This window comes from Neiella marina (genome assembly GCF_002165625.1).
Lineage (GTDB): Bacteria > Pseudomonadota > Gammaproteobacteria > Enterobacterales > Neiellaceae > Neiella > Neiella marina.
Genome location: NZ_NGNS01000004.1, coordinates 206,215 through 225,691, shown reverse-complemented (window position 1 = coordinate 225,691; position 19,477 = coordinate 206,215). Strand labels below are relative to the sequence as shown.

Annotated in this window: 16 protein-coding genes; 10 read left to right on the top strand and 6 right to left on the bottom strand. The window is 49.5% G+C overall.

The annotated features are described in order from the left end of the window. Nucleotides 1-12: 12 nt before the first annotated feature. Nucleotides 13-1,257 carry a dicarboxylate/amino acid:cation symporter gene (locus tag CBE68_RS05775; RefSeq protein ID WP_087505111.1) on the bottom strand — a complete coding sequence of 415 codons (1,245 nt, stop codon included), beginning with the start codon at nt 1,255-1,257 and terminating at the stop codon, nt 13-15. 78 nt (nt 1,258-1,335) lie between these two features. Between CBE68_RS05775 and CBE68_RS05770 the strand changes: the two genes are divergently transcribed. The 4 genes from CBE68_RS05770 (at nt 1,336) to CBE68_RS05755 (ending at nt 7,671) form a co-directional block, all read left to right on the top strand. Then, nucleotides 1,336-2,295, top strand: coding sequence for an NADP-dependent oxidoreductase (locus CBE68_RS05770; RefSeq protein ID WP_087505110.1), 960 nt, complete (start codon nt 1,336-1,338; stop codon nt 2,293-2,295). 55 nt (nt 2,296-2,350) lie between these two features. Further along, complete coding sequence (locus tag CBE68_RS05765) at nt 2,351-5,194, top strand: M16 family metallopeptidase (protein ID WP_229744655.1); 2,844 nt, start codon at nt 2,351-2,353, stop codon at nt 5,192-5,194. Between the two features lie 62 nt (nt 5,195-5,256). Then, nucleotides 5,257-6,855: a glutamate--cysteine ligase gene (gene gshA / locus CBE68_RS05760; protein ID WP_087505109.1), complete on the top strand. Its 1,599-nt coding sequence runs from the start codon at nt 5,257-5,259 to the stop codon at nt 6,853-6,855. A 195-nt stretch (nt 6,856-7,050) separates the two neighbouring features. Beyond that, nucleotides 7,051-7,671: a transglycosylase SLT domain-containing protein gene (locus tag CBE68_RS05755; RefSeq protein ID WP_087505108.1), complete on the top strand. Its 621-nt coding sequence runs from the start codon at nt 7,051-7,053 to the stop codon at nt 7,669-7,671. Between the two features lie 27 nt (nt 7,672-7,698). On the opposite strand, the gene CBE68_RS05750 is transcribed toward CBE68_RS05755, so the two are convergent. The 3 genes from CBE68_RS05750 to CBE68_RS05740 all read right to left on the bottom strand — a co-directional run bounded on the left by CBE68_RS05750 (nt 7,699) and on the right by CBE68_RS05740 (nt 11,020). Further along, a complete protein-coding gene (locus tag CBE68_RS05750) occupies nt 7,699-8,982 on the bottom strand; it encodes an HlyC/CorC family transporter (protein WP_087505107.1) in 1,284 nt (427 codons plus the stop codon). Nucleotides 8,983-9,049: 67 nt separating this feature from the next. After that, complete coding sequence (locus CBE68_RS05745) at nt 9,050-9,844, bottom strand: cytochrome C assembly family protein (RefSeq protein ID WP_087505106.1); 795 nt, start codon at nt 9,842-9,844, stop codon at nt 9,050-9,052. Between the two features lie 3 nt (nt 9,845-9,847). Next, nucleotides 9,848-11,020: an SO_0444 family Cu/Zn efflux transporter gene (locus tag CBE68_RS05740; RefSeq protein WP_087505105.1), complete on the bottom strand. Its 1,173-nt coding sequence runs from the start codon at nt 11,018-11,020 to the stop codon at nt 9,848-9,850. 145 nt (nt 11,021-11,165) lie between these two features. Here CBE68_RS05740 and ffh point away from each other — a divergent pair, with 145 nt between their 5' ends. The 5 genes from ffh to CBE68_RS05715 all read left to right on the top strand — a co-directional run bounded on the left by ffh (nt 11,166) and on the right by CBE68_RS05715 (nt 15,591). After that, nucleotides 11,166-12,560 carry a signal recognition particle protein gene (gene ffh, locus CBE68_RS05735; RefSeq protein WP_087505149.1) on the top strand — a complete coding sequence of 465 codons (1,395 nt, stop codon included), beginning with the start codon at nt 11,166-11,168 and terminating at the stop codon, nt 12,558-12,560. Nucleotides 12,561-12,700: 140 nt separating this feature from the next. Further along, nucleotides 12,701-13,165 carry a DUF2306 domain-containing protein gene (locus CBE68_RS05730; RefSeq protein WP_087505104.1) on the top strand — a complete coding sequence of 155 codons (465 nt, stop codon included), beginning with the start codon at nt 12,701-12,703 and terminating at the stop codon, nt 13,163-13,165. A 113-nt stretch (nt 13,166-13,278) separates the two neighbouring features. Then, the gene (cobT, locus tag CBE68_RS05725) at nt 13,279-14,286 is read left to right on the top strand and encodes a nicotinate-nucleotide--dimethylbenzimidazole phosphoribosyltransferase (protein ID WP_087505103.1); all 1,008 of its coding nucleotides are present in this window, start codon (nt 13,279-13,281) and stop codon (nt 14,284-14,286) included. Continuing rightward, nucleotides 14,283-15,020, top strand: coding sequence for an adenosylcobinamide-GDP ribazoletransferase (cobS, locus tag CBE68_RS05720; protein WP_087505102.1), 738 nt, complete (start codon nt 14,283-14,285; stop codon nt 15,018-15,020). The genes cobT and cobS overlap by 4 nt, the downstream gene beginning before the upstream one ends. A 1-nt stretch (nt 15,021) precedes the next feature. Beyond that, on the top strand, nt 15,022-15,591 hold the full coding sequence (locus CBE68_RS05715; protein WP_087505101.1) for a histidine phosphatase family protein: 570 nt from the start codon (nt 15,022-15,024) through the stop codon (nt 15,589-15,591). Between the two features lie 11 nt (nt 15,592-15,602). Here CBE68_RS05715 and CBE68_RS05710 read toward each other — a convergent pair whose 3' ends face one another. Continuing rightward, nucleotides 15,603-16,073, bottom strand: a complete 471-nt coding sequence (locus CBE68_RS05710) for an NYN domain-containing protein (RefSeq protein ID WP_087505100.1) — start codon at nt 16,071-16,073, stop codon at nt 15,603-15,605. A 93-nt stretch (nt 16,074-16,166) separates the two neighbouring features. Here CBE68_RS05710 and CBE68_RS05705 point away from each other — a divergent pair, with 93 nt between their 5' ends. Then, on the top strand, nt 16,167-16,406 hold the full coding sequence (locus CBE68_RS05705; RefSeq protein ID WP_087505099.1) for a DUF2960 domain-containing protein: 240 nt from the start codon (nt 16,167-16,169) through the stop codon (nt 16,404-16,406). Between the two features lie 102 nt (nt 16,407-16,508). Here the strand turns inward: CBE68_RS05705 and CBE68_RS18845 are convergent, their stop codons facing one another. After that, nucleotides 16,509-19,328, bottom strand: coding sequence for a hypothetical protein (locus CBE68_RS18845; RefSeq protein WP_188708086.1), 2,820 nt, complete (start codon nt 19,326-19,328; stop codon nt 16,509-16,511). Between the last annotated feature and the right edge of the window lie 149 nt (nt 19,329-19,477).

Below are 19,477 nucleotides of genomic sequence, written 5' to 3'. Positions count from 1 at the left end.
AACACCCTCTTATTATGATGCCTGAGCAGTCACTTGCTCAGCAGTATCTTGTGCCATTAATCCTTCTTGCCGAGCAATCGCCAATGCGACAACGGCATCACCTGTCACATTGGTGGTGGTACGCATCATATCGATAATTCGATCGATTGCGGCAATAAAGGCAATACCTTCCAGCGGTAAACCGACGGCATTGAGTGTTACTGTCAGCATTACCATGGCAGAGCCAGGTACGCCAGCAGTGCCGACTGATGCAAGCACCGCAGTGGCCATGATTAACGCATATTCGCCAGCTCCCAGCGGAATACCATAGAGCTGAGCAATGAATACCGCCGATATCGCCGGGTAGATGCCACCACAGCCATCCATATTAATGGTAGCCCCTAATGGCAAAACAAAGCTGGCATATTGCTTTGATACACCGAGGTTTTCTGTCACACATTGGGTCGTGACCGGCAACGTACCATAACTACTGGATGACGAGTAGGCGACTAATTGAGCAGGGAAAATACCGCGGAAAAATTGAATCGGTGACATTCGACCTAGCCATTTCACCAAACTACCGTACACCAGCAGCATGTGAATCAAACAGGCAGCATAAATAGCTCCGACAAACTTCAGCAATGGCACTACCGCTTCAAAGCCGAAGCTACCAAACATCCAGGCAATCAAACCAAACACGCCAAAAGGGGTCAATTCCATGACATAGCGGGTGATCTGAAACATCACCTCAGCACCGCTGGTAATGGTGGCTTTGAGCGCTTGCGCTTTGTCGCCGACAGTATTGATGGCAATGCCAACCAAGATGGCAAAGAACAATACTTGCAAGATGTTACCTTCGGCCATTGCGGCTATCGGGTTGCGGGGAATGATATCGATCAGTACTTGGCTTGCCGTTGGGATGTTGCGCTCTTTCACCGTATCGGCAGCGACCAGTTGCAAGCCACTGCCCAAATCGAAATTTAAGGCGATGGTAAGACCCAACGCCGAGGCAATAAAGGCGGTGGTCAAAAACAAACCGACCGTTTTAACGCCAATCCGGCCTAAGTTTTTACCCGTGTATGAGGTGAGTGCGACCACTAAGGTGCAAAATACCAGCGGTACGATCAACATTCGGATCGCGTTGATAAACAAGTCACCTAGTGGTTTCACCAACGTTGCTTGCTCTTGCAGCAGCAAACCCGTGATGGCGCCGAGAACAAAGCCTGCTAGAACACGTTGCCAGAACGGGATGGCGAACCAAATTGCAAAAATCTTCATGAATATCAGTTTATCTTATTGTTCAGCCGAGTATCCTATCGATTATCGCGCGTTCGTCCCAACAAGGTAAACCTGAGGATGCTAAATTATTGCCGTATTGATTTGACCCACTTTGGTGGCGTCGACGGCCTTCAACTTACTCGTCACCCAAAACCGGCTCTGGCAGCCGGGCAAGTCTTGCTCAACATCCATTACTCCGGTTTAAACCCAATCGATGCCAAAACTCGAGCAGGGTTAGGTTGGGCGGCGCAGCAGAATGCCGACAAACTGCCTTGGGTGCCGGGTTATGATGCTGCCGGTCAAATCACTGCCGTGGGTGAGGGGGTGGATGAAGCTTGGCTTGGCAAGCCTGTGTGCGGCATGCTTGGTTTCCCGTTGCAAGGTGGTTGCTATAGCTCGATGCGATCCACTGATCTCAATGAATTACTTGAAGTACCCAAAGGTGTTCACTTAGCTCAAGCAGCGGCGCTGCCGTTGGCTGGTTTAACTGCTCATCAGGCGGTGTTTGAGCATGGCCAAGCACAATCTGGTGAGCGAGTTGTGATCTTAGGGGCGTCAGGTGGCGTTGGCCATATTGCCGTGCAACTAGCTGTTGCCGCAGGTTGTGAAGTGATTGCTGTGGCTTCTGCGCGACGAAAACCATTACTGCAACGGCTCGGTGCTGCTCAGATCTATGACTACAATAGCAACTGGTTAGCGGACGTAAGTGCTTGCGCAGATTTGCTGTTGGACTTTGCCGGTGGTGATTTTGGTAAGGCTGCACTGGCCAGCGTCAAATCGAAAGGCCGAGTGGTGACCTTGCCAACTGTTACCGCAGATTCGGTCAAGCAAGCTGCCTGCGAAGCTGATTTAGACGCGACCGGGATGCTGGTTCATCAAGACGTTGATGCATTACAACACTTGTTACAACTTGTTGCTGCTCAAAAACTTACCATTGAAGTCGAGTCTTGCTACCCTGCGGGATCTGTTGCCGATGCACATCAACATCTCGAACAAGGACATGTTTGTGGCAAGTTGGTGCTCAATTGGTGTCAGTAACGCCTGCGGATTTCGGCCCAAAGCCGCTGGTGCTCCGGTTCAATAAGGACATTAGATGATTAGAAAACTAATAATAACGCTGTCGCTGATCACTTTAATTAGTTGTTCAGTGGCTGATCGTGCGCCAACAACTCCAAATGGCGTTAACTGGGTAGAAAGCCACTCACCAAAACAAGGTGAGTTAGGCATTAGTTACGACAAATTTACCCTCGACAACGGTCTGACGGTGATCCTGCATCAGGATGATTCCGATCCGCTGGTGCACGTTAATGTCACTTATCATGTTGGCTCTGCGCGAGAAGAGCCGGGCATGTCAGGTTTTGCTCACTTTTTTGAGCACATGATGTTCCAAGGTTCTGTCCATGCGCCAAACGATCTGCATACCAAGCTTGTCGATGCCATGGGCGGCGATTTGAACGGCGGCACCAATAGCGATACCACTAAATACTACAACACCGTCCCAGCCAATGAATTGGAAAAGATTCTGTGGCTCGAAGCGGACCGGATGGCATTCGTGTTGCCCGCCGTTACTCAGGAAAAATTTGAAGTTCAGCGCGCTACGGTTAAGAACGAACGCGCACAACGCTATGATAATGCGCCCTATGGTCTTGTTTGGGAAACCACTGGACGGGCGTTATACAATCCAGAACACCCTTACTCATGGCCAACCATTGGCTATGTCGACGATTTAAACCGAGTGACGCTCAATGATTTGAAAGCCTTTTTCCTGCGCTGGTATGGGCCAAATAACGCGACCTTGGTGATTGCTGGTGATTTTGATAAGCAGCAGACTCTGGCTTGGGTCAATAAGTACTTTGGCGATATTCCGACCGGCCCGACCGTTGAAAAAGATGATAAACAGCTCGTTTCACTGGATGCTGATCGTTACGTCACCTTACCCGATAATATTCACCTTCCTTTGTTGCAGCTGACATTTCCAACGGTTTATGTCCAGCACGCCGATGAAGCGCCATTGGACTTCTTATCGCAAATCATCGGTGACGGCAAAACCAGCCTGTTGTACGAAGCGTTAGTCAAAAGTGGCATTGCGGTGCAGGTAGGCGCATCACACCCGTGTCAGGAATTAGCTTGTACCTTCAGCATATACGCTGTCGTTAATCCTGCGTCAGGGCGAACCTTGGCCGATGTTGAGGCGATTATTCGAGACACCCTAGCGCAATGGCAACAGCAGCCGGTTGATGCCGCGACATTGGAAAAGTTCCAACGCATGTTTAAAGCTGGCACCATCTTCGGCTTGGAGCGGGTGGCGGGCAAAGCTAGCCAGTTAGCCTCGGGCGAAACCTTCTTCGGCCGGCCTGATAACATTGCTTATGACTTGGCGCGCTATGGTGCAGTGACCGAAGCGGATATTAAACGGGTCTATCAGCAGTATATTGCCAGCCAGCACGCGGTGGTGTTGAGTGTGGTGCCACATGGCGCTGAAGCAATGGCAGCGAAAGAAGCCAATTATCAATTGCCAGAACCGCAAGGCCCACAACCAGAGCAATTGGTGACGACAGATGTTGTGGCGCCAGCTGTTAACAGCGAATTCGATCGTTTTATTGCCCCTGACACCGGGGCTGCTATCAGTATTGCTATGCCGAAGTCTTGGCAATTTGCCTTGAACAATGGCATTCCGGTAAAGGGTATTTCAACCAATGAGATCCCAACAGTATCGGTGTTGCTGACCATTGAGGGCGGGCCGCTGCTTGACCCTGCCGGTAAGGAAGGGGTTGCGGCACTGACTGCTTCGATGATGAATGAGTCGACTCAAATCAGATCATCAGAGCAATTGGCCGATGCTATCGAGAGCCTTGGCAGTCGAGTGTCATTTAGCTCAGGGGGGCGCTCGACTCAGGTATCAGTCACCAGTTTGGTAGAATTCTTGCCACAAACGATGGCTTTAGTCGAAGAAATGCTGACAAAACCGGGCTTTAAAGAAAGTGATTTTGGCCGCTTGAAGCAGCAAACCTTGCAGTTCTTACATCATGCCAGTAAAGACCCTAAGTCCATTGCTGGCAATACCAAGCGGCAATTGCTGTGGGGCAAGGGTACTCGCTTAGGTGTTGCCGACGGCGGAACTTTAGCATCAGTTGAAAGCATTACGCTTGATGATATCAAAGCCTTCTACCACAGCAATTACTCCAGTGCGATGGCCAAAGCTGTGGTTGTAGGGCAAGTCAGCGAGGCAGATGCTCAACAATCATTGCAATGGTTGCAATCCTGGTCTGGCGACCCCATAACACTTCCTGACGCCACCCCTGGAGTGTCTGACTATCAAGGACAAATTGTTCTAGTCGACCACCCTGAAGCAGCACAAGCGGTGATGATTGTTGGTCGGACCGCGCCCGCATTTGATGCGACTGGCACCCAATTTAAGCTTGGGTTAGCGAATTACCCGCTAGGCGCTAGCTTTACTAGCCGGGCTAACCAGTTGCTCCGAGAGCAGAAAGGCTACACTTATGGCGCTTTTTCGCGATTCGCTGGTGGTAAGCAGCAAGGCAACTTCAGCTTGTCTGCCGATTTATTGCAACAAGCGACCGGTGATGCGGTCAATGACACGCTAGAGTTGCTGACAGCATATGCTGAACAAGGCCCGACTGCGCAAGAGGTTGAAACCATGCGAAGTGCGGTGACTCAAGGTGAAGCTTTAGTCTATGAGTCCGCAGGCCAAAAGGCGTCCTTACTGAGGCGCATCCAGCAGTTCAATTTGGCTGATGATTTTCCCGCTCAGCAGCAGCAAATCATTGCTTCTATTGAGCAGCAAGAATTGCGGCAACTGGCGCAACAATGGTTGGATCCGAAAACCATGTGGGTTTTGATTGTCGCCAATGCCGATAGCGTAAAAGCTGATTTGGAAGCCATTGAAGGGTGGACAGTGACCACCTGGACGCCATAACAACAAATGATAAAGTCCGCAGGTCCAATAGCCTGCGGTCATTACTTAACTAGGATAAAAAGTTGAGCGATATTCTCTCCCAGCGATTGGAACAACTGGCCCAAAGCGACGTTACTCAGACCTTGCAGGCGATTCGCCGAGGTATCGAAAAAGAAAGCTTGCGTATTGATGAGGACGGTGTGCTATCGCAGCAATCGCACCCCGCCGCACTTGGCTCGGCATTAACTCATCCTGCCATTACTACGGATTACTCCGAGGCTCTGGTCGAGTTCATCACTCCGGTCAGCGACAGCATTGATGACAGTTTGGCATCATTGGCTGATGCTCATAAATTTGCCTTCGGCAAAATGAATGGTGAACAATTCTGGCCAATGAGTATGCCTTGCTATGTTGAGGACGAGAGTCAAATTCCGGTGGCTCAGTATGGCTCGTCAAACATTGCTCAGATGAAGACCATTTACCGCAAAGGGTTGCACATGCGCTATGGCAGCATGATGCAAATCATTGCTGGTGTGCACTACAACTTCTCGATGCCTGAAGCATTTTGGCCGGTGTGGCAGGATATTCTCGGTCAGCAAGATGCAGATCTTGGTGAGTTTCGCTCTGAGCACTACATGGGTTTGCTGCGCAATTACTATCGTTACGCATGGGTGATCCCGTTCTTATTTGGCGCATCGCCAGCTTTGTGTGGTTCGTTCATACAAGGGCGAGAGCACAATTTGCCTTTTGAGAAGTTAGGTAAAGGCACTTTGTATTTGCCTTACGCTACTAGTCTGCGCATGAGTGATCTGGGCTACACCAATAGTGCCCAATCGCAATTGTATGTTTGCCATAACTCTCTGAAAGATTACGTTGGTTGTTTGCAAAGCGCCATTTCAACACCGTCAGATGACTTTGCCAAAATGGGCATTAAGGACGCTGATGGCAATTATTTGCAGCTCAATGCCAATGTCCTGCAAATCGAAAATGAGCTTTACTCTCCGATCCGTCCGAAGCGAGTTGCTCAATCGGGCGAAACACCAACTCAGGCGCTTCGCCGCGCGGGTGTCGAGTACGTTGAAGTGCGCTCGCTTGACGTCAATCCATTCTCCCCTGTTGGGGTCGATAAGCTAACCATTGCCTTTATCGATCTGTTGCTGTGTTTGTGCTTGTTTGAAGAAAGTGGCCCTCGCGATCCTGAAGATCAACAGCGTGCTCGTGACAACATGATTAAGGTGATTGAAGAGGGGCGTAAGCCTGGTTTGATGTTAGAGCGGCGTAATGGCCCGGTTAGTCTGCGCCAATGGGGCGAAGATATCGTGGAGCAGCTCAAGCCCATTGCTAAACTGCTTGATCAAGGACAGCGCCATAATACTTATCAGCAAGCACTGGCAGCGCAATTACGTCGCTTCCAGCAGCCAGAGTTAACAACGTCAGGCCGTTTGATTGAACAATTGGTCAAATCGAATATGGACAATGGCCAATTTGGTTTGCATTTGGCGTCACAATACAAGAAGTTACTGACTAGTGTGCCGTATCAGCAAAGTGATGATAGCTATTGGCAAAACTTGGCAGCTCAATCGTTGCAACAGCAGAGTGACATGGAGCAGCAAACTCAGCCAAGTTTGGATGACTTTTTAGCCGATTACTTTGCCAGAAATGGCCAACCTTTTTCTCTGTAAGTGGTCTTTGGGCAAATTTTAGATAAAAAAAAGAGTCGCTGTTGTCAGCGACTCCCACATACCCAGGGGAAAATGAAAGGGATATAAAGATGAACAATGCGATAAATTCCGTTCACTAAATAAGACCGGAGGTGTCGCTGAAAGTTCAGATAATTTTGATTTTTTTTCCAAATTTTTTCGGAGTGCGCTGAGGGAATGAAAAAAAACAAGTTAAAACAAGTTGTTGTGACAATATGTTTGTTGTCGATGACGGCCTGTTCGACCACGCCTCCGGCTAATCCAGATAACCTTTGCGATATTTTCCGCGAAAAAGATGATTGGTACGACGATGCTGTCTCGATGAATGAAAAGTGGGGTGTCCCCATTCAGATTCCGATGGCCATGATGTATCAGGAATCGAGTTTCCGCCATGATGCGCTGCCGCCTCGTGACTATATTTTCTTCGGTTTAATCCCCTGGGGGCGAGTGAGCAGTGCCTATGGTTACTCACAGGCCAAAACCATGACTTGGAAAGATTATATTCGTGAAACAGGCAACTCTGGCGCCGATCGCGACGATTTTGGCGATGCCATTGATTTTATGGGCTGGTTTATCACCAAAACCCATAAGATTAACGGTGTCTCGCGCTGGGATGCTTACGGCCAGTACCTCAACTACCACGAAGGTTGGGGGGGCTATCGACGCAAAACCTACAACGCTAAACCTTGGCTGAAAAAGGTTGCTAAAAAGGTCGAGCAACGCGCTAGCAAATACGGTACTCAATATCGTAAATGCAAAGATGAGCTTGAGGGAGGCTTCTTCGACTGGTTGTTCTAACTTGCTGAGTCGAAGATTGCTACCTCACTATTTTGACAACAGTCGCTTTTTGCTCGGGCGGGTGAGCATTCTAACCTGTTTCACCATGTTGTCAGCGACCTCTAGGATTTCAATGGTGTAATCGCCAATTCGCAAGCTAATGTGTGAATCGGGAATATCCTCGAGGTATTCCAAGATCAAGCCATTGAGAGTCTTCGGCCCGTCTGTTGGTAGGGTCCAATTGAGCTCTTTGTTGAGATCGCGAATGTTGGCTGTGGCATCCACCAAATAACTGCCGTCTTCTTGTTTTTCGATTTCTTCACTCGGCGCCATGTTTACCGTGGTCGTGAAGTCGCCGACGATCTCTTCAAGAATGTCTTCCAAGGTCACTAACCCTTGAATATCGCCATATTCGTCAACGACCAAGCCAATGCGTTCTTTGTTACGCTGAAACTTCAGCAGTTGCACATTGAGCGGTGTACCCTCGGGAATGTAATACAGTGGCCGGACCGCGCGCAGCATGGATTCTTTTTCAAATTCGCCTTTAGCTAATAGACGCAAGGCATCACGGCTGTGAACGAAGCCAACGGCATCATCTACGGTATCTCGATAAAGCAGGACCTTGGTGTGCGAGGTTGATATCAGTTGCCGAGACAGCACTTTCCATTCTTCGTTAACGTCAAAGCCGATGATTTCACTGCGAGGCACCATAATGTCCTCAACCGTGACTTTCTCTAAATCCAGAATCGACAACAGCATGTCTTGGTGGCGTCGAGGAATCATTTTGCCTGCATCGTGAACCACAGAGCGCAATTCCTCTGAACTTAAGTGTTCATCATTGTCGTCACTGGTCTTGATTCCGAACAAACGTAATAAGCCATTAGAAAGGAAGTTAACCAGCCATACCGCTGGGTAAAACAGCACCATCAGCGGCTTCAGTAACACCGACATTGGGAAAGCCACTCGTTCAGGATACAAAGCGGCGAATGTTTTTGGAGTGACTTCGGCAAAAATCAGCAGGAAAAATGTCAGGCCAAAGGTCGCCACGGCGATGCCATAATCGCCAAATATCCTCAAGCTCAACACGGTAGCGATAGATGAGGCAAGAATGTTGACTAGGTTGTTGCCGATAAGGATCAAGCCAAGCAGCCGATCGGGCCGCTCAAGCATACCTAATACCCGACGCGCTGCTTTGTGTTTTTGTTTGGCGTGGTGCCTTAACCGATAACGGTTAATGGACATCATCCCGGTTTCCGAGCTGGAAAACATTGCTGAAATAATGATGAGTCCAAAAAGAGCCCAGAGCAGGGCGCCGTTTGATATGTCGTCCAAAAACGAAAATCCTTTGTGACGGGTGAACTCGCATTGAGCCGTATTCGGCGGCCCAATGTCAAGCCCGCTAACTAGACAGTAACACTTCTTTAATAAAACGACTGCCGAAATAAGCCAGCGTTAAAACCGAAGCTGAGACGATACTAAATATAGCCATACGTTTGGCTGACATGCCAACACGCCAGTCGACCCACAGCACAAAAGCGTATATCAACCAAGCAATGATGGTTAAGATCGCTTTGTGGCCCTGACCATGGCCAAAGAAGCCTTCAAGAAAGTACCAACCGATAGCAATGCTGGCTGTGAGCAGCAAAAAGCCGATCCGTAACAGCAGGCTAAGCTGGCGATTGACCACCATGAGTGGCGGCAGACCCGATAGTGGGCCGTGATGCTTTAAGCGATGATCAATTAACCAGACTTGGACTGCCATTAGTGCCGCAATGAACATGCAGCAGTAAGACAAGACGGCCAATGACACATGAATCGCTAGCCCTGTCATACCAACAAAATTGGTGAAGTAATGACCCGAGTCGGTCATTGCTGGGGTGATCACCACAGCGCACAACAAATAAACTGGTGGTAGCAGTAGCAAGGACTTAAGGCTCTGATGGGCCAAGGTCAAGATTGCCGCAACGAGCAGTAGAACCAATGAGGCAACGTTGGGCAGGCTAAAATCGAGCACGCCGCCTACCGCAAACACCTGCCAACCGATCAACCCTGAATGAAGAAGCAGTGCTGGCGCTGCCAGTAAGATTGGCGATAGCGCTTTTTTACTTGGCCGAATCCACTGTTGCCACAAAATGGCTGCTATGGCCAAGTACAACAAGATAGCGATAAGTGCCAATTGAGACATTTGCATCATGCGTTAGTGAGCTCCTGAGGGGCGGTTGATTAGGCCAAAAGCCCAGTCTCGAATAGGTTTAATGGCTGCTGCGACTAATATGGCTAGCGTTGATGCACTCAGCCAAAGTGGTATCCAGTCGGTGTGCTGATGACCATCGGCAATCAATACTTGCTGCTGCTCTAACAATAAATCCAAAGCGACGCCGCTCAACAATGCCATAGCCATCACTGAAACGATATATTTGATCATGATGCTAAGGCCCAATTCATTACGGAGTACCGCGATAGTCGACATATTGGTGGCTGGGCCAGCCAGCAGGAAGACCAACACTGTGCCGGGGGAAACTCCCGCTAGCATCAGACCGGCGGCAATGGGCGTTGAAGCACTGGCACAGATATACATAGGAATGCCAATGACCAACATGACAAACTTGGCGACCCAGCCGCTGCCCCAAGAGGCGAGCCACTCCGTTGGTACGAAGGTTTGTACCGCTGCCGCCACGATAAGCCCAGCCAGTAGCCACCAAACGATGTCTTGGTAAAGTTTGCCAAAGGCAAACTGCACGCCAGCGATCACATCGGCGCCTTGTGAAGCCTTGGCGTTTGACTTGGTTTCACAGCAAGAGCTTACCGGCGGGCTTTTTGGTTTCGGTGCACAGCAGGAATCGGCAGTATCTTGTGGTGTTTTTGAGCTGCAACAGGATGTGGTTTGTGGTTCGACTTTTTCAGGTTTACTGCAACATGATGTTGATGCTTGGCCGGCTGACTTGGAGTCTTGGCAAGACGTTGAGCTGGAGCGTTCGGATGCATTGACCCATAAGCCAGCCGTCAGGGCTGTTGCAATGGCCGCGATCGGCCTAACGATGGCCATAAAAGGCCCCATCATGGCATAGGTTAGCGAAATAGAATCGACACCGGTTTCTGGCGTCGATACCAGAAACGACACGGTGGAACCTTTACTCGCACCGCTGCGGCGGATCCCCAAAGCAACCGGGATTACACTGCAAGAACATAAGGGCATGGGCGCACCGAGTAATGCCGCTTTGACGACTGGCTTACTGCCAGAACCACTGAGCTGGCGTTTGACCCAAGATTCCGGTAGCCAGGCTTTGATTAGGCCAGCAATGATCAAACCGAATAATAGATACGGCGCTGCCTCTAAGCTCAGATCGATTAAGTGATTGAAAAACGTCATTGTTAACTCCGCGCGCAGAAACAAGAGTATAACCTCAAGCGGTGTCGAAATTAACCCGCAGCTTGATCCGGAGATTGATCATCCCAATCTCAATGAAATCGCGTATAATCGCCTGCTCCGAATAATCCGAGATCCGGTACTCAATATGTTTGACAACCTGACCGAGCGTTTATCGCAAACACTCAAAAATGTAACAGGCCGTGGTCGCCTGACGGAAGACAACATCAAGCAAACCCTGCGTGAAGTGCGTATGGCTTTGCTCGAAGCTGATGTGGCTTTGCCGGTGGTGAAAGATTTCGTCAACCGTGTGAAAGAACGCGCTGTTGGTCAGGAAGTGTCGAAAAACCTGAATCCCGGCCAAGCTTTTATCAAGATCGTCCGTGATGAACTTGAAGCGACCATGGGCGAGCAGAATGAAGACCTCAATCTGCGCGCGCAGCCGCCAGCAATTATTTTAATGGCTGGTTTGCAAGGTGCCGGTAAAACCACCAGTGTTGGTAAACTTGGCCGTTTTCTTAAAGAGCGGCAGAAAAAATCAGTGTTGGTGGTATCTGCTGACGTCTACCGTCCTGCTGCAATCAAGCAGTTGGAGACTGTCGCCGGCGAAGTTGGTGTTGAGTTCTTTCCATCGTCGACCGATCAAAAGCCAGTTGATATTGCCAATGCTGCGATTGAACATGCGCGAAAGCAGTTTATTGACGTCGTGTTGGTGGATACTGCCGGCCGCTTGCATGTCGATGAAGACATGATGGGCGAAATTAAAGATCTCCATGCCACCATCGATCCGGTCGAAACACTATTCGTGGTGGATGCCATGACTGGTCAGGATGCAGCTAACACCGCTAAGGCATTTAATGATGCCTTGCCTTTGACGGGTGTCATCCTGACAAAAACCGATGGTGATGCCCGTGGCGGTGCAGCGTTGTCGGTGCGCCACATCACCGGTAAGCCAATCAAATTCCTTGGTGTCGGCGAAAAATTAGATGCCCTCGAACCGTTTTACCCAGATCGCGTCGCGTCACGCATCTTGGGTATGGGCGATGTACTGTCGTTAATCGAAGAAATCGATCAAAAAGTCGACAAAGACCAAGCGGCCAAGATGGCAGCGAAGCTGCAAAAAGGTAAAGGCTTTGATTTGGAAGACTTCCGCGACCAGTTGGCGCAAATGCGCAACATGGGCGGCATGATGGGCTTGATGGACAAAATGCCTGGTATGGGCGGTATGTCTGAGCAAATCAAAGACAAGATGAGTGACAAAATGACCGTTCATATGGAGGCCATCATTAATTCAATGACTCCGGCTGAGCGTCAGCGCCCAGATATCATCAAAGGTTCGCGCAAGCGTCGGATTGCCGCAGGTTGTGGCCTGCAAATTCAGGACGTCAACAAATTGCTGAAGCAATTTAATCAAATGCAAAAAATGATGAAAAAAATGTCGGGCAAAGGCGGCATGAAGAAAATGATGCGCGGCATGCAGGGGATGTTACCGCCGGGCATGGGCGGTGGTATGGGCGGCCCAGGCGGCTTCCCACCGCGTTAAAAACAAGTCATCAGGACAAAAGGAGCTGTATTCAGCTCCTTTTTTGTGGCCGCTGTTCAGCTCATCTGACTAGCTGGGTTTTAAAACTAGACTAAGCTCACATTTATTGATGTGTCTAAAACACAATAGAGAGTGCCTGTGTGACTTGGTTAGGTTTTATCCATTTAGCGTTTGCAACCGTAGCTCTGGTTCTTGGGGTGATGCTTTTTCGGCAAGCAAAAGGCGGCAAAGTTCACCGCTCAACGGGCTACTTGTATTCGCTGGCATTGCTAATATTGAATGTCAGTGCGCTTGGTATATACAGTGATTCACAAACTGCTGGACCCTTTCATGTACTGGCTTTTGTCAGCCTTGCAACCTTGTTTTGCGCGCTAACCACAGTATTTGTCCGTCGCCCAAGAAGCTCTTGGCTGCGATTGCATGCTTACTTTATGTGTTGGTCCTACGTTGGTCTGGTTAGCGCGGGCTGCGGCCAAATCATCGCCATGTTACAGATGGAACCGATGACAATTGGTTTAGTGTCTGCGTCAATTGTGGCGCTCGGAGGAGTGATTATTCACTTCCAGTTACCGAATGCCCTCAATGCGATTTCTTTTGCCAAGTAACTGATTGGAGATATTCACACTGTCAATCTCTGTGAGCTTCAATGCGTCATTAGTGATAGTATCCTAACTCCCTGTTTTAATAGTCTTATTGCTGCATAGTTTAGGAATAAACCATGTCCACTTCGTTGCGCCAACAATTACAAAACAAGATTGATCAGAAAACTAAGCCATTGGGCTCACTGGGCAAACTCGAACAAGTAGCCCTGCAAATTGGCTTGATTCAGCAATCGCTGACACCTTCGGCCGAGAATGCCAAAGCGTTTATTTTTGGCGCCGATCATGGCGTATGCGACGAGGGCGTCAGCCTGTTTCCGCAGCAAGTTACCAGTCAAATGCTGGCCAACTTCGCTGCAGGAGGCGCTGCGATGAATGTTTTTTGCCGCAGCAATGGCATTGACTTAGAACTCTACAATATGGGCATTGTCGATACAGACGCCCGCTGGCCCGGGGTTCATCATTGCTCGGTCGCTGCTGGTACCAACAATATGCGCCATGGCCCGGCGATGACTCAAACGCAATGCCAACAGGCACTGTTAGTCGGTCGAGAGGCTGCCCAGCGAGCCGCAGCACAAGGGCATCAGATCATCATCATTGGCGAAATGGGGATCGGCAATACCACTGCTGCATCGGCTTTGCTCAGTGCATTGACCGGATTGGATTCAAAGACTGCATGTGGCCCGGGCACTGGCGTTGGCGCCGATGTCATTGCGCTCAAAGCGCAAGTGGTAGCAGATGCAGTGTCGCGTTGTCAGGGGCTATCGGCAGCGCAGATTTTGGCGCAAGTCGGAGGCTTTGAAATTGCCGCTATGGCTGGCGTACTGCTGGAAGCAAAACACCATCAATTAACCGTTTTGGTTGATGGCTTTATCGCCTCGGCTGCGGCACTCGTCGCTGAGTACATGGAACCGAATAGCAAATCAAACTGGCTGTTTTCCCACGCATCGGCCGAGCCTGCGCACAGTGCGATGTTGCAAGCATTGGACGCCGAAGCGCTAATCGATCTGAAATTGCGTTTAGGAGAAGGAACCGGCAGCGCTTTGGCCTACCCTTTGGTTAAATGCGCGGTAGCAATGCTCAATGAAATGGCCAGTTTTGCCGATGCTGGAGTTAGCTCGGCATGATCCATGATGTGTTTTTAGCCCTAGGGTTCTTCACCCGCTTGCCAGTGCCTGCCCATCCAAACTTTTCCGAACAGGCATTAAGACGCTCAGCAGTTTACTTTCCTTTGGTGGGCTTGATCGTTGCGGGTTTGATGGCAATGGTTTACTTGCTAGCGAATAGCTGGTGGCCTGCGGAAATTGCGGTGCTCCTGACGATGGCTGCTGGTTTTTGTATTACCGGTGGTTTTCATGAAGATGGCTGGGCGGACACTATGGATGGTCTTGGCGGCGCCTTTGAACGTGATAAGAAACTCGCCATCATGACCGATTCTCGCTTGGGGACCTATGGCAGTTTGGCCTTGTGGGCCATGCTGACACTGAAAGCGGTTTTGTTGGTCGATTTATTGCCGCAAGTCGGCGTGATAGTTTTATTTGTCGGTCACTCGCTGAGTCGGTGGGCGGCAATGGCTGCGATGATCTGGCTGCCCTATGTCAGAGCAGGTCAGTCCAAAGCCAAACCTGTGGTACAACAGCTATCTTATGGCCGTTGGTTACTTGCAGCCTTGTTTGTGGCGTTACCTTTCTATTGGCTGACAATTGAAGAAAGCATGGCTGTGTTAGCCAGTGCGGCACTGGTTTCACTGTGCTGGATACTGTTTCTCAAACGCCAGCTTGGGGGTTATACCGGTGATACCTTAGGCGCTCAGCAGCAGTTGGTTGAGTTAGCTGTTTTGCTTGCTTGGTTGGCGCTTTAGGATGGCGCTTTATGTTGTAAGACATGATGAAACTGAGTTGACTGGATGCTGTTATGGCCAAACCGACTGCAATGCCAAAGTGCCTTATGAGCAAACTGCTCTGAGACTTCAAGCTGCTTTACCGCAACAACCCGCTGTGGTTGTTTCTAGTCCGCTTCAACGTTGCCGCAAGCTAGCTGAAACAAGCTATAACAAGGTCCCTGTCATCATTGAAGCGGCGATTGCAGAAGTTAATTTTGGTGATTGGGAAGGCCAGGGCTGGAACGATATCAATCGTGCCGAGCTTGATCGCTGGGCGAAAACACCAACCCAGTTCCAATTTCCCAATGGCGAGTCGCTTGAACAGTTTCGTATGCGGGTAGAAGGTTATTATCATCAACTGTGGCGCAAGTTCGACAAGCAAAATGTCGTCGTGTTTACCCACGCAGGCGTGATTCGGCTGTGGCTGGCGCTTGCCGCTAACAAGTCTTGGGAAACCATGCTCAGTTGCTCGGTGCCTTATGCCAGTGTTTGGTGTTTTGAAGCGGCAACAGAGCTTTCTAAGGCGTCATACCAACAAATCATTAAGTGAATGAAGAAGAGCTACAGCAGCAAATCGCCAGCAATGGCGTTGAACTCACTGGCTGCTCGCTTCAGCGAGTCGGCAGTCAATTGTTCAACGCCATAGACATCCACTCGTTTGCCTTTGCTCGTTAAGTGCGTCACCAGCAAGTCAAAATCACCGTCGCCCGATACCAGAATGACTTCGTCAACCTGTGCGGCATATTCCATTGCATCAATAGTGATACCGACATCCCAGTCGCCCTTGGCCGAGCCGTCTGAGCGCTGAATAAAGGGTTTTAGTTTTACCTCAAAACCAATGGCGCGAAGAATGTTCTGAAACTCTCGCTGTTTTTGGTCGCCGCGATCGATGGCATAAGCGATCGCTTTGCTAACTCGCTTGCCTTCTGTTGCCCGAGCCCAAAATTGGTTGTAATCAAAGTTACGGCCGTGAGCCTGACGGGTGGTGTAGTAGACATTTTGGACGTCGACTAGGATTAGAATTGATTTCATAACTAGAGTTTTGGCCGGTCAATGGCTTGCATTCTAACTTGTTTCGATTAAGGTGCGAGCGCTTATTAATTGATGCCTTAAAGGAGAACGACGATGGCAAAGCGAATCCACTACCGCTTTAAAGGTCAGGATAAAACAATCGCATTCGCTCAGGATCGCTTTAATACCATGTTTGAAGCCATCGCTGCTGAAGAAGGGGTTGATTTGACCAGCTACTTGAGAATGGAGCAGCAAGTTGAAATGGTCTCCAAAAACAACAAGGCAGTTCGCGACTTTCGTGACAAAGAATTTGCCCGCATGGGATTCAGCAACATTCGTTTCGTTAAGGATTAATTACGTCGCTGAAATGGTGGTCGGTAACAGGTAGCGGAGCCCATTACTGGGCTCACTTGTTAGATGGCGTTGTGCTTTGTTTGAACAGCCCAGAACAAATGTTTAATCAAACACTCGGCTGTTACCATTGCTGTCATCGAAATTGTTGAGGTAGTCCCAAATTGTTTGATTCACGGTGTCATAGTGTTGCGCGACCAAGGCATGTACAGAGCTCGGAATTTCCCAATCAGCTGGTGCCATGTCGTTGTACATGGCCATGTAAGTGATCATCCCAGCTAAGAAGTAGATGGTTGCTCTACCATGGGGGGAATCGTCTTCGTATAAGTCATCAAACGGAATGCCAGACAAAGCTGTGTCAGTCAGCAAGTGACTGATGATTGGACCCACAGGAATCATTTTGACCTTTGCATCAGGGCGCAACGCTCGGATTTGATCGTGGTAGTCCAACCACCAACGGTGAAAGCCGCCGGCCTGCTCATTGATGGTTTCGGCATGGTACTGAGCCAAAGCGTCGGCCGATGGTGGCAGTTGGTCATTAACAAGAACAGATGACATATCTTGCCAGTTTTCATAGAGGTAAATGTCAACGCCAGGCTCTAGCGCCAAGGTCTGATCGATGATGGCCAGAGTTGCATCCATCGGAGATGAATTATCTGGATTGTCACCGTCATATGGCACATCTGGCGCCTGATATTGAATGAAGTTGGCCGCAGTAAACAGAATTGAGTCGAAATCGACTTCCTCAAAACTTAGCCCTGAGTCGTCATCCCAAGCCATATTGCCGCCGTCAAAACCCCATTGGGCAATGGGCGGAAAACTGGCGTGATTTCGCAGAAAGCCATATTGACCAGAGAATGAAAACTCAGTGGCGTCGGCATTGGCTATCTGGCCCATCCAATAAGGCACAGTGGTGTTTGGATGAAAGTCAGCGGGTTGGTGATAGATCAGGCTGTGGCCAAACATAAAGGTTTTTCGGCTTGATTGCGGAGTTGCATCAGGCGGCTCTACTGGTTCAACAATTGGTGGCTCAGGCTCAGGCTCAGGCTCAGGCTCAGGCTCAGGAGCTGGTGGCTCTGTTGGTATCTCATCCGCAAGTCGATAAGTTTCTAGCGCTGAGAGTAATGCGCGCTTTTTCGGAGCCGCCGACAGCGGCTGGTTGTAGTACTCGGATGTACCCCAAGCTCCCCAGCGACTCTCTGCAGTGCCTAAGTGGCTAAATACCGCAAACACGCTGCCGCCTTCATCAAACCATTGCTGATAGTAATGATTATAAATCGCTTCCATCACCTCATGGCGTTGGAATGCGGCGAGTTTATTCATTAATTCAGAGTCATCACAAAAATGACTACCACAAAGGAAATGCTGACCTCCTTCGTAAGCAATCAGCTCCAGCCCATACTGCTCGGCCAAGACTTTGTGCTCGCGAATGCCACCCAATACTTCGTCAGATTCGATGAGACTGATTGCATGCTCTTTTAGAGCATCAAAACTGCTGTCGACCCAAAAATCCCGTACCTCTTGACTGGCAATATGTTCGCCGCCGAAGTAAGGCGCGATTGCCAAGGCATCAAAAGTTTCACCAGTGGGGTTAATGGTTGAATCGTTCAATGCTTCTAGCGACTGTTGAGTACGCCAACTCCAAGAACCCTGACCAGCAAGGACCGAAATGACTCGATGACTATCTTCTGCAAATACGTCGCGGAAAATGCGCACCATTTCTAGCGTGCGTTTGGTTTGATATCGGCGTGACGATATTTCGCCGTCGCATTGACCGGGATTATCTTCTAACTCGACCCGGCTGGTTTCATCGGCACATGCAACTTCTGCTAACCATTGCGTTTGAGCAAACAGCCAATTCCACAGTTCGTTGGAGTACTCCAACAATACGTAGGTGTCGTCCGGTAAGTTGTCATAAACAAGTTCGGCATAGCTTTGAACATAAGCATCTGATGCTTGATGGGGCAAGGTGAGCCAGACATGTGTGCCAAGGTGCTCAACCAAATCCATCAACACTCCTGGAGGATGGCCGGCAAAGTGTGTGGTATCACAGGCATTGGCCGGGCAATCGTTCCAGCTGTAGTAATCCAATGGTGGAATATGCTCAGGCTGTGATGCTGCGTTGCCATTAGTGAACATCATATCCATCAACCGAATCACCGACACAGCGCCTAGGTCGGACTTAAGCTGTTCGTTAAAAGGTTGTTGTCGATAGCTGTCTACATCATCTTCATGAACAATGACGATGTCGTGGATTGGATTGCTCTGCTCAGATTCCAACAGGATCAGCACAATGGCATGATCAGCATTGGGATCCGAACCAAAGTCATAAACCTTGTGGCCAGATGACTCGCTAATCAGTTGTGCACCATTTAGCTCAAATCGGCCTGTACCCTGATAAAACACATGATAGATACCAAGGTTACGACTGGCGCTATGGGAAACTGGCGTCAACACATGTTGCAGCAGGTTTGTTCCCGCCACAGCAAAAGGGACATGGGTAGGGTAGCCATCTGAACGTCTTGGAATTTGCTGAAAGTAAATATCGTTTTCCCAACGAGTACCATTGTCATCACTGGTACGCCAAGGATCGGCCGACTTCATCAGGTTTTTGTAGTACTTAGATGGGCTGTAATAAACCAGTCCGTTCAAGTTCATGCCGAGTAATGGCTTATCAAGGAACGCATTGAAGATTTTGTTACTGGTTGCTGAGACGGTGACAGCATCGGTAGGCTGTTGAGCTGGCGGTTCGTTTGGCTCTGGCTCAGCTGGTGGTTCCGCTGGATCTGGTTCTGTAGGGCTACCCGTTTCAGGGGGGGCGGGCTCGGCCGGAGCTGTTGGTTCAGGCGACGACGGAGAGTGAGATGAACCAGAGCCACAGGCACTGATTATCAGCAACATCGTCAACGTTAACAAAAGCCTCATAATCCAATCCTCTATGCAATGTCTAGATTTCCCTATTCGTCAGGGAGGCCTTGAGTTCAAAACATGACCTTTGAAATACAATTTATCATTCAGCAATGGAAGCAAAATTTCTGACAACGTGGCTATTATTTAACCTGGCAACAAAAAGT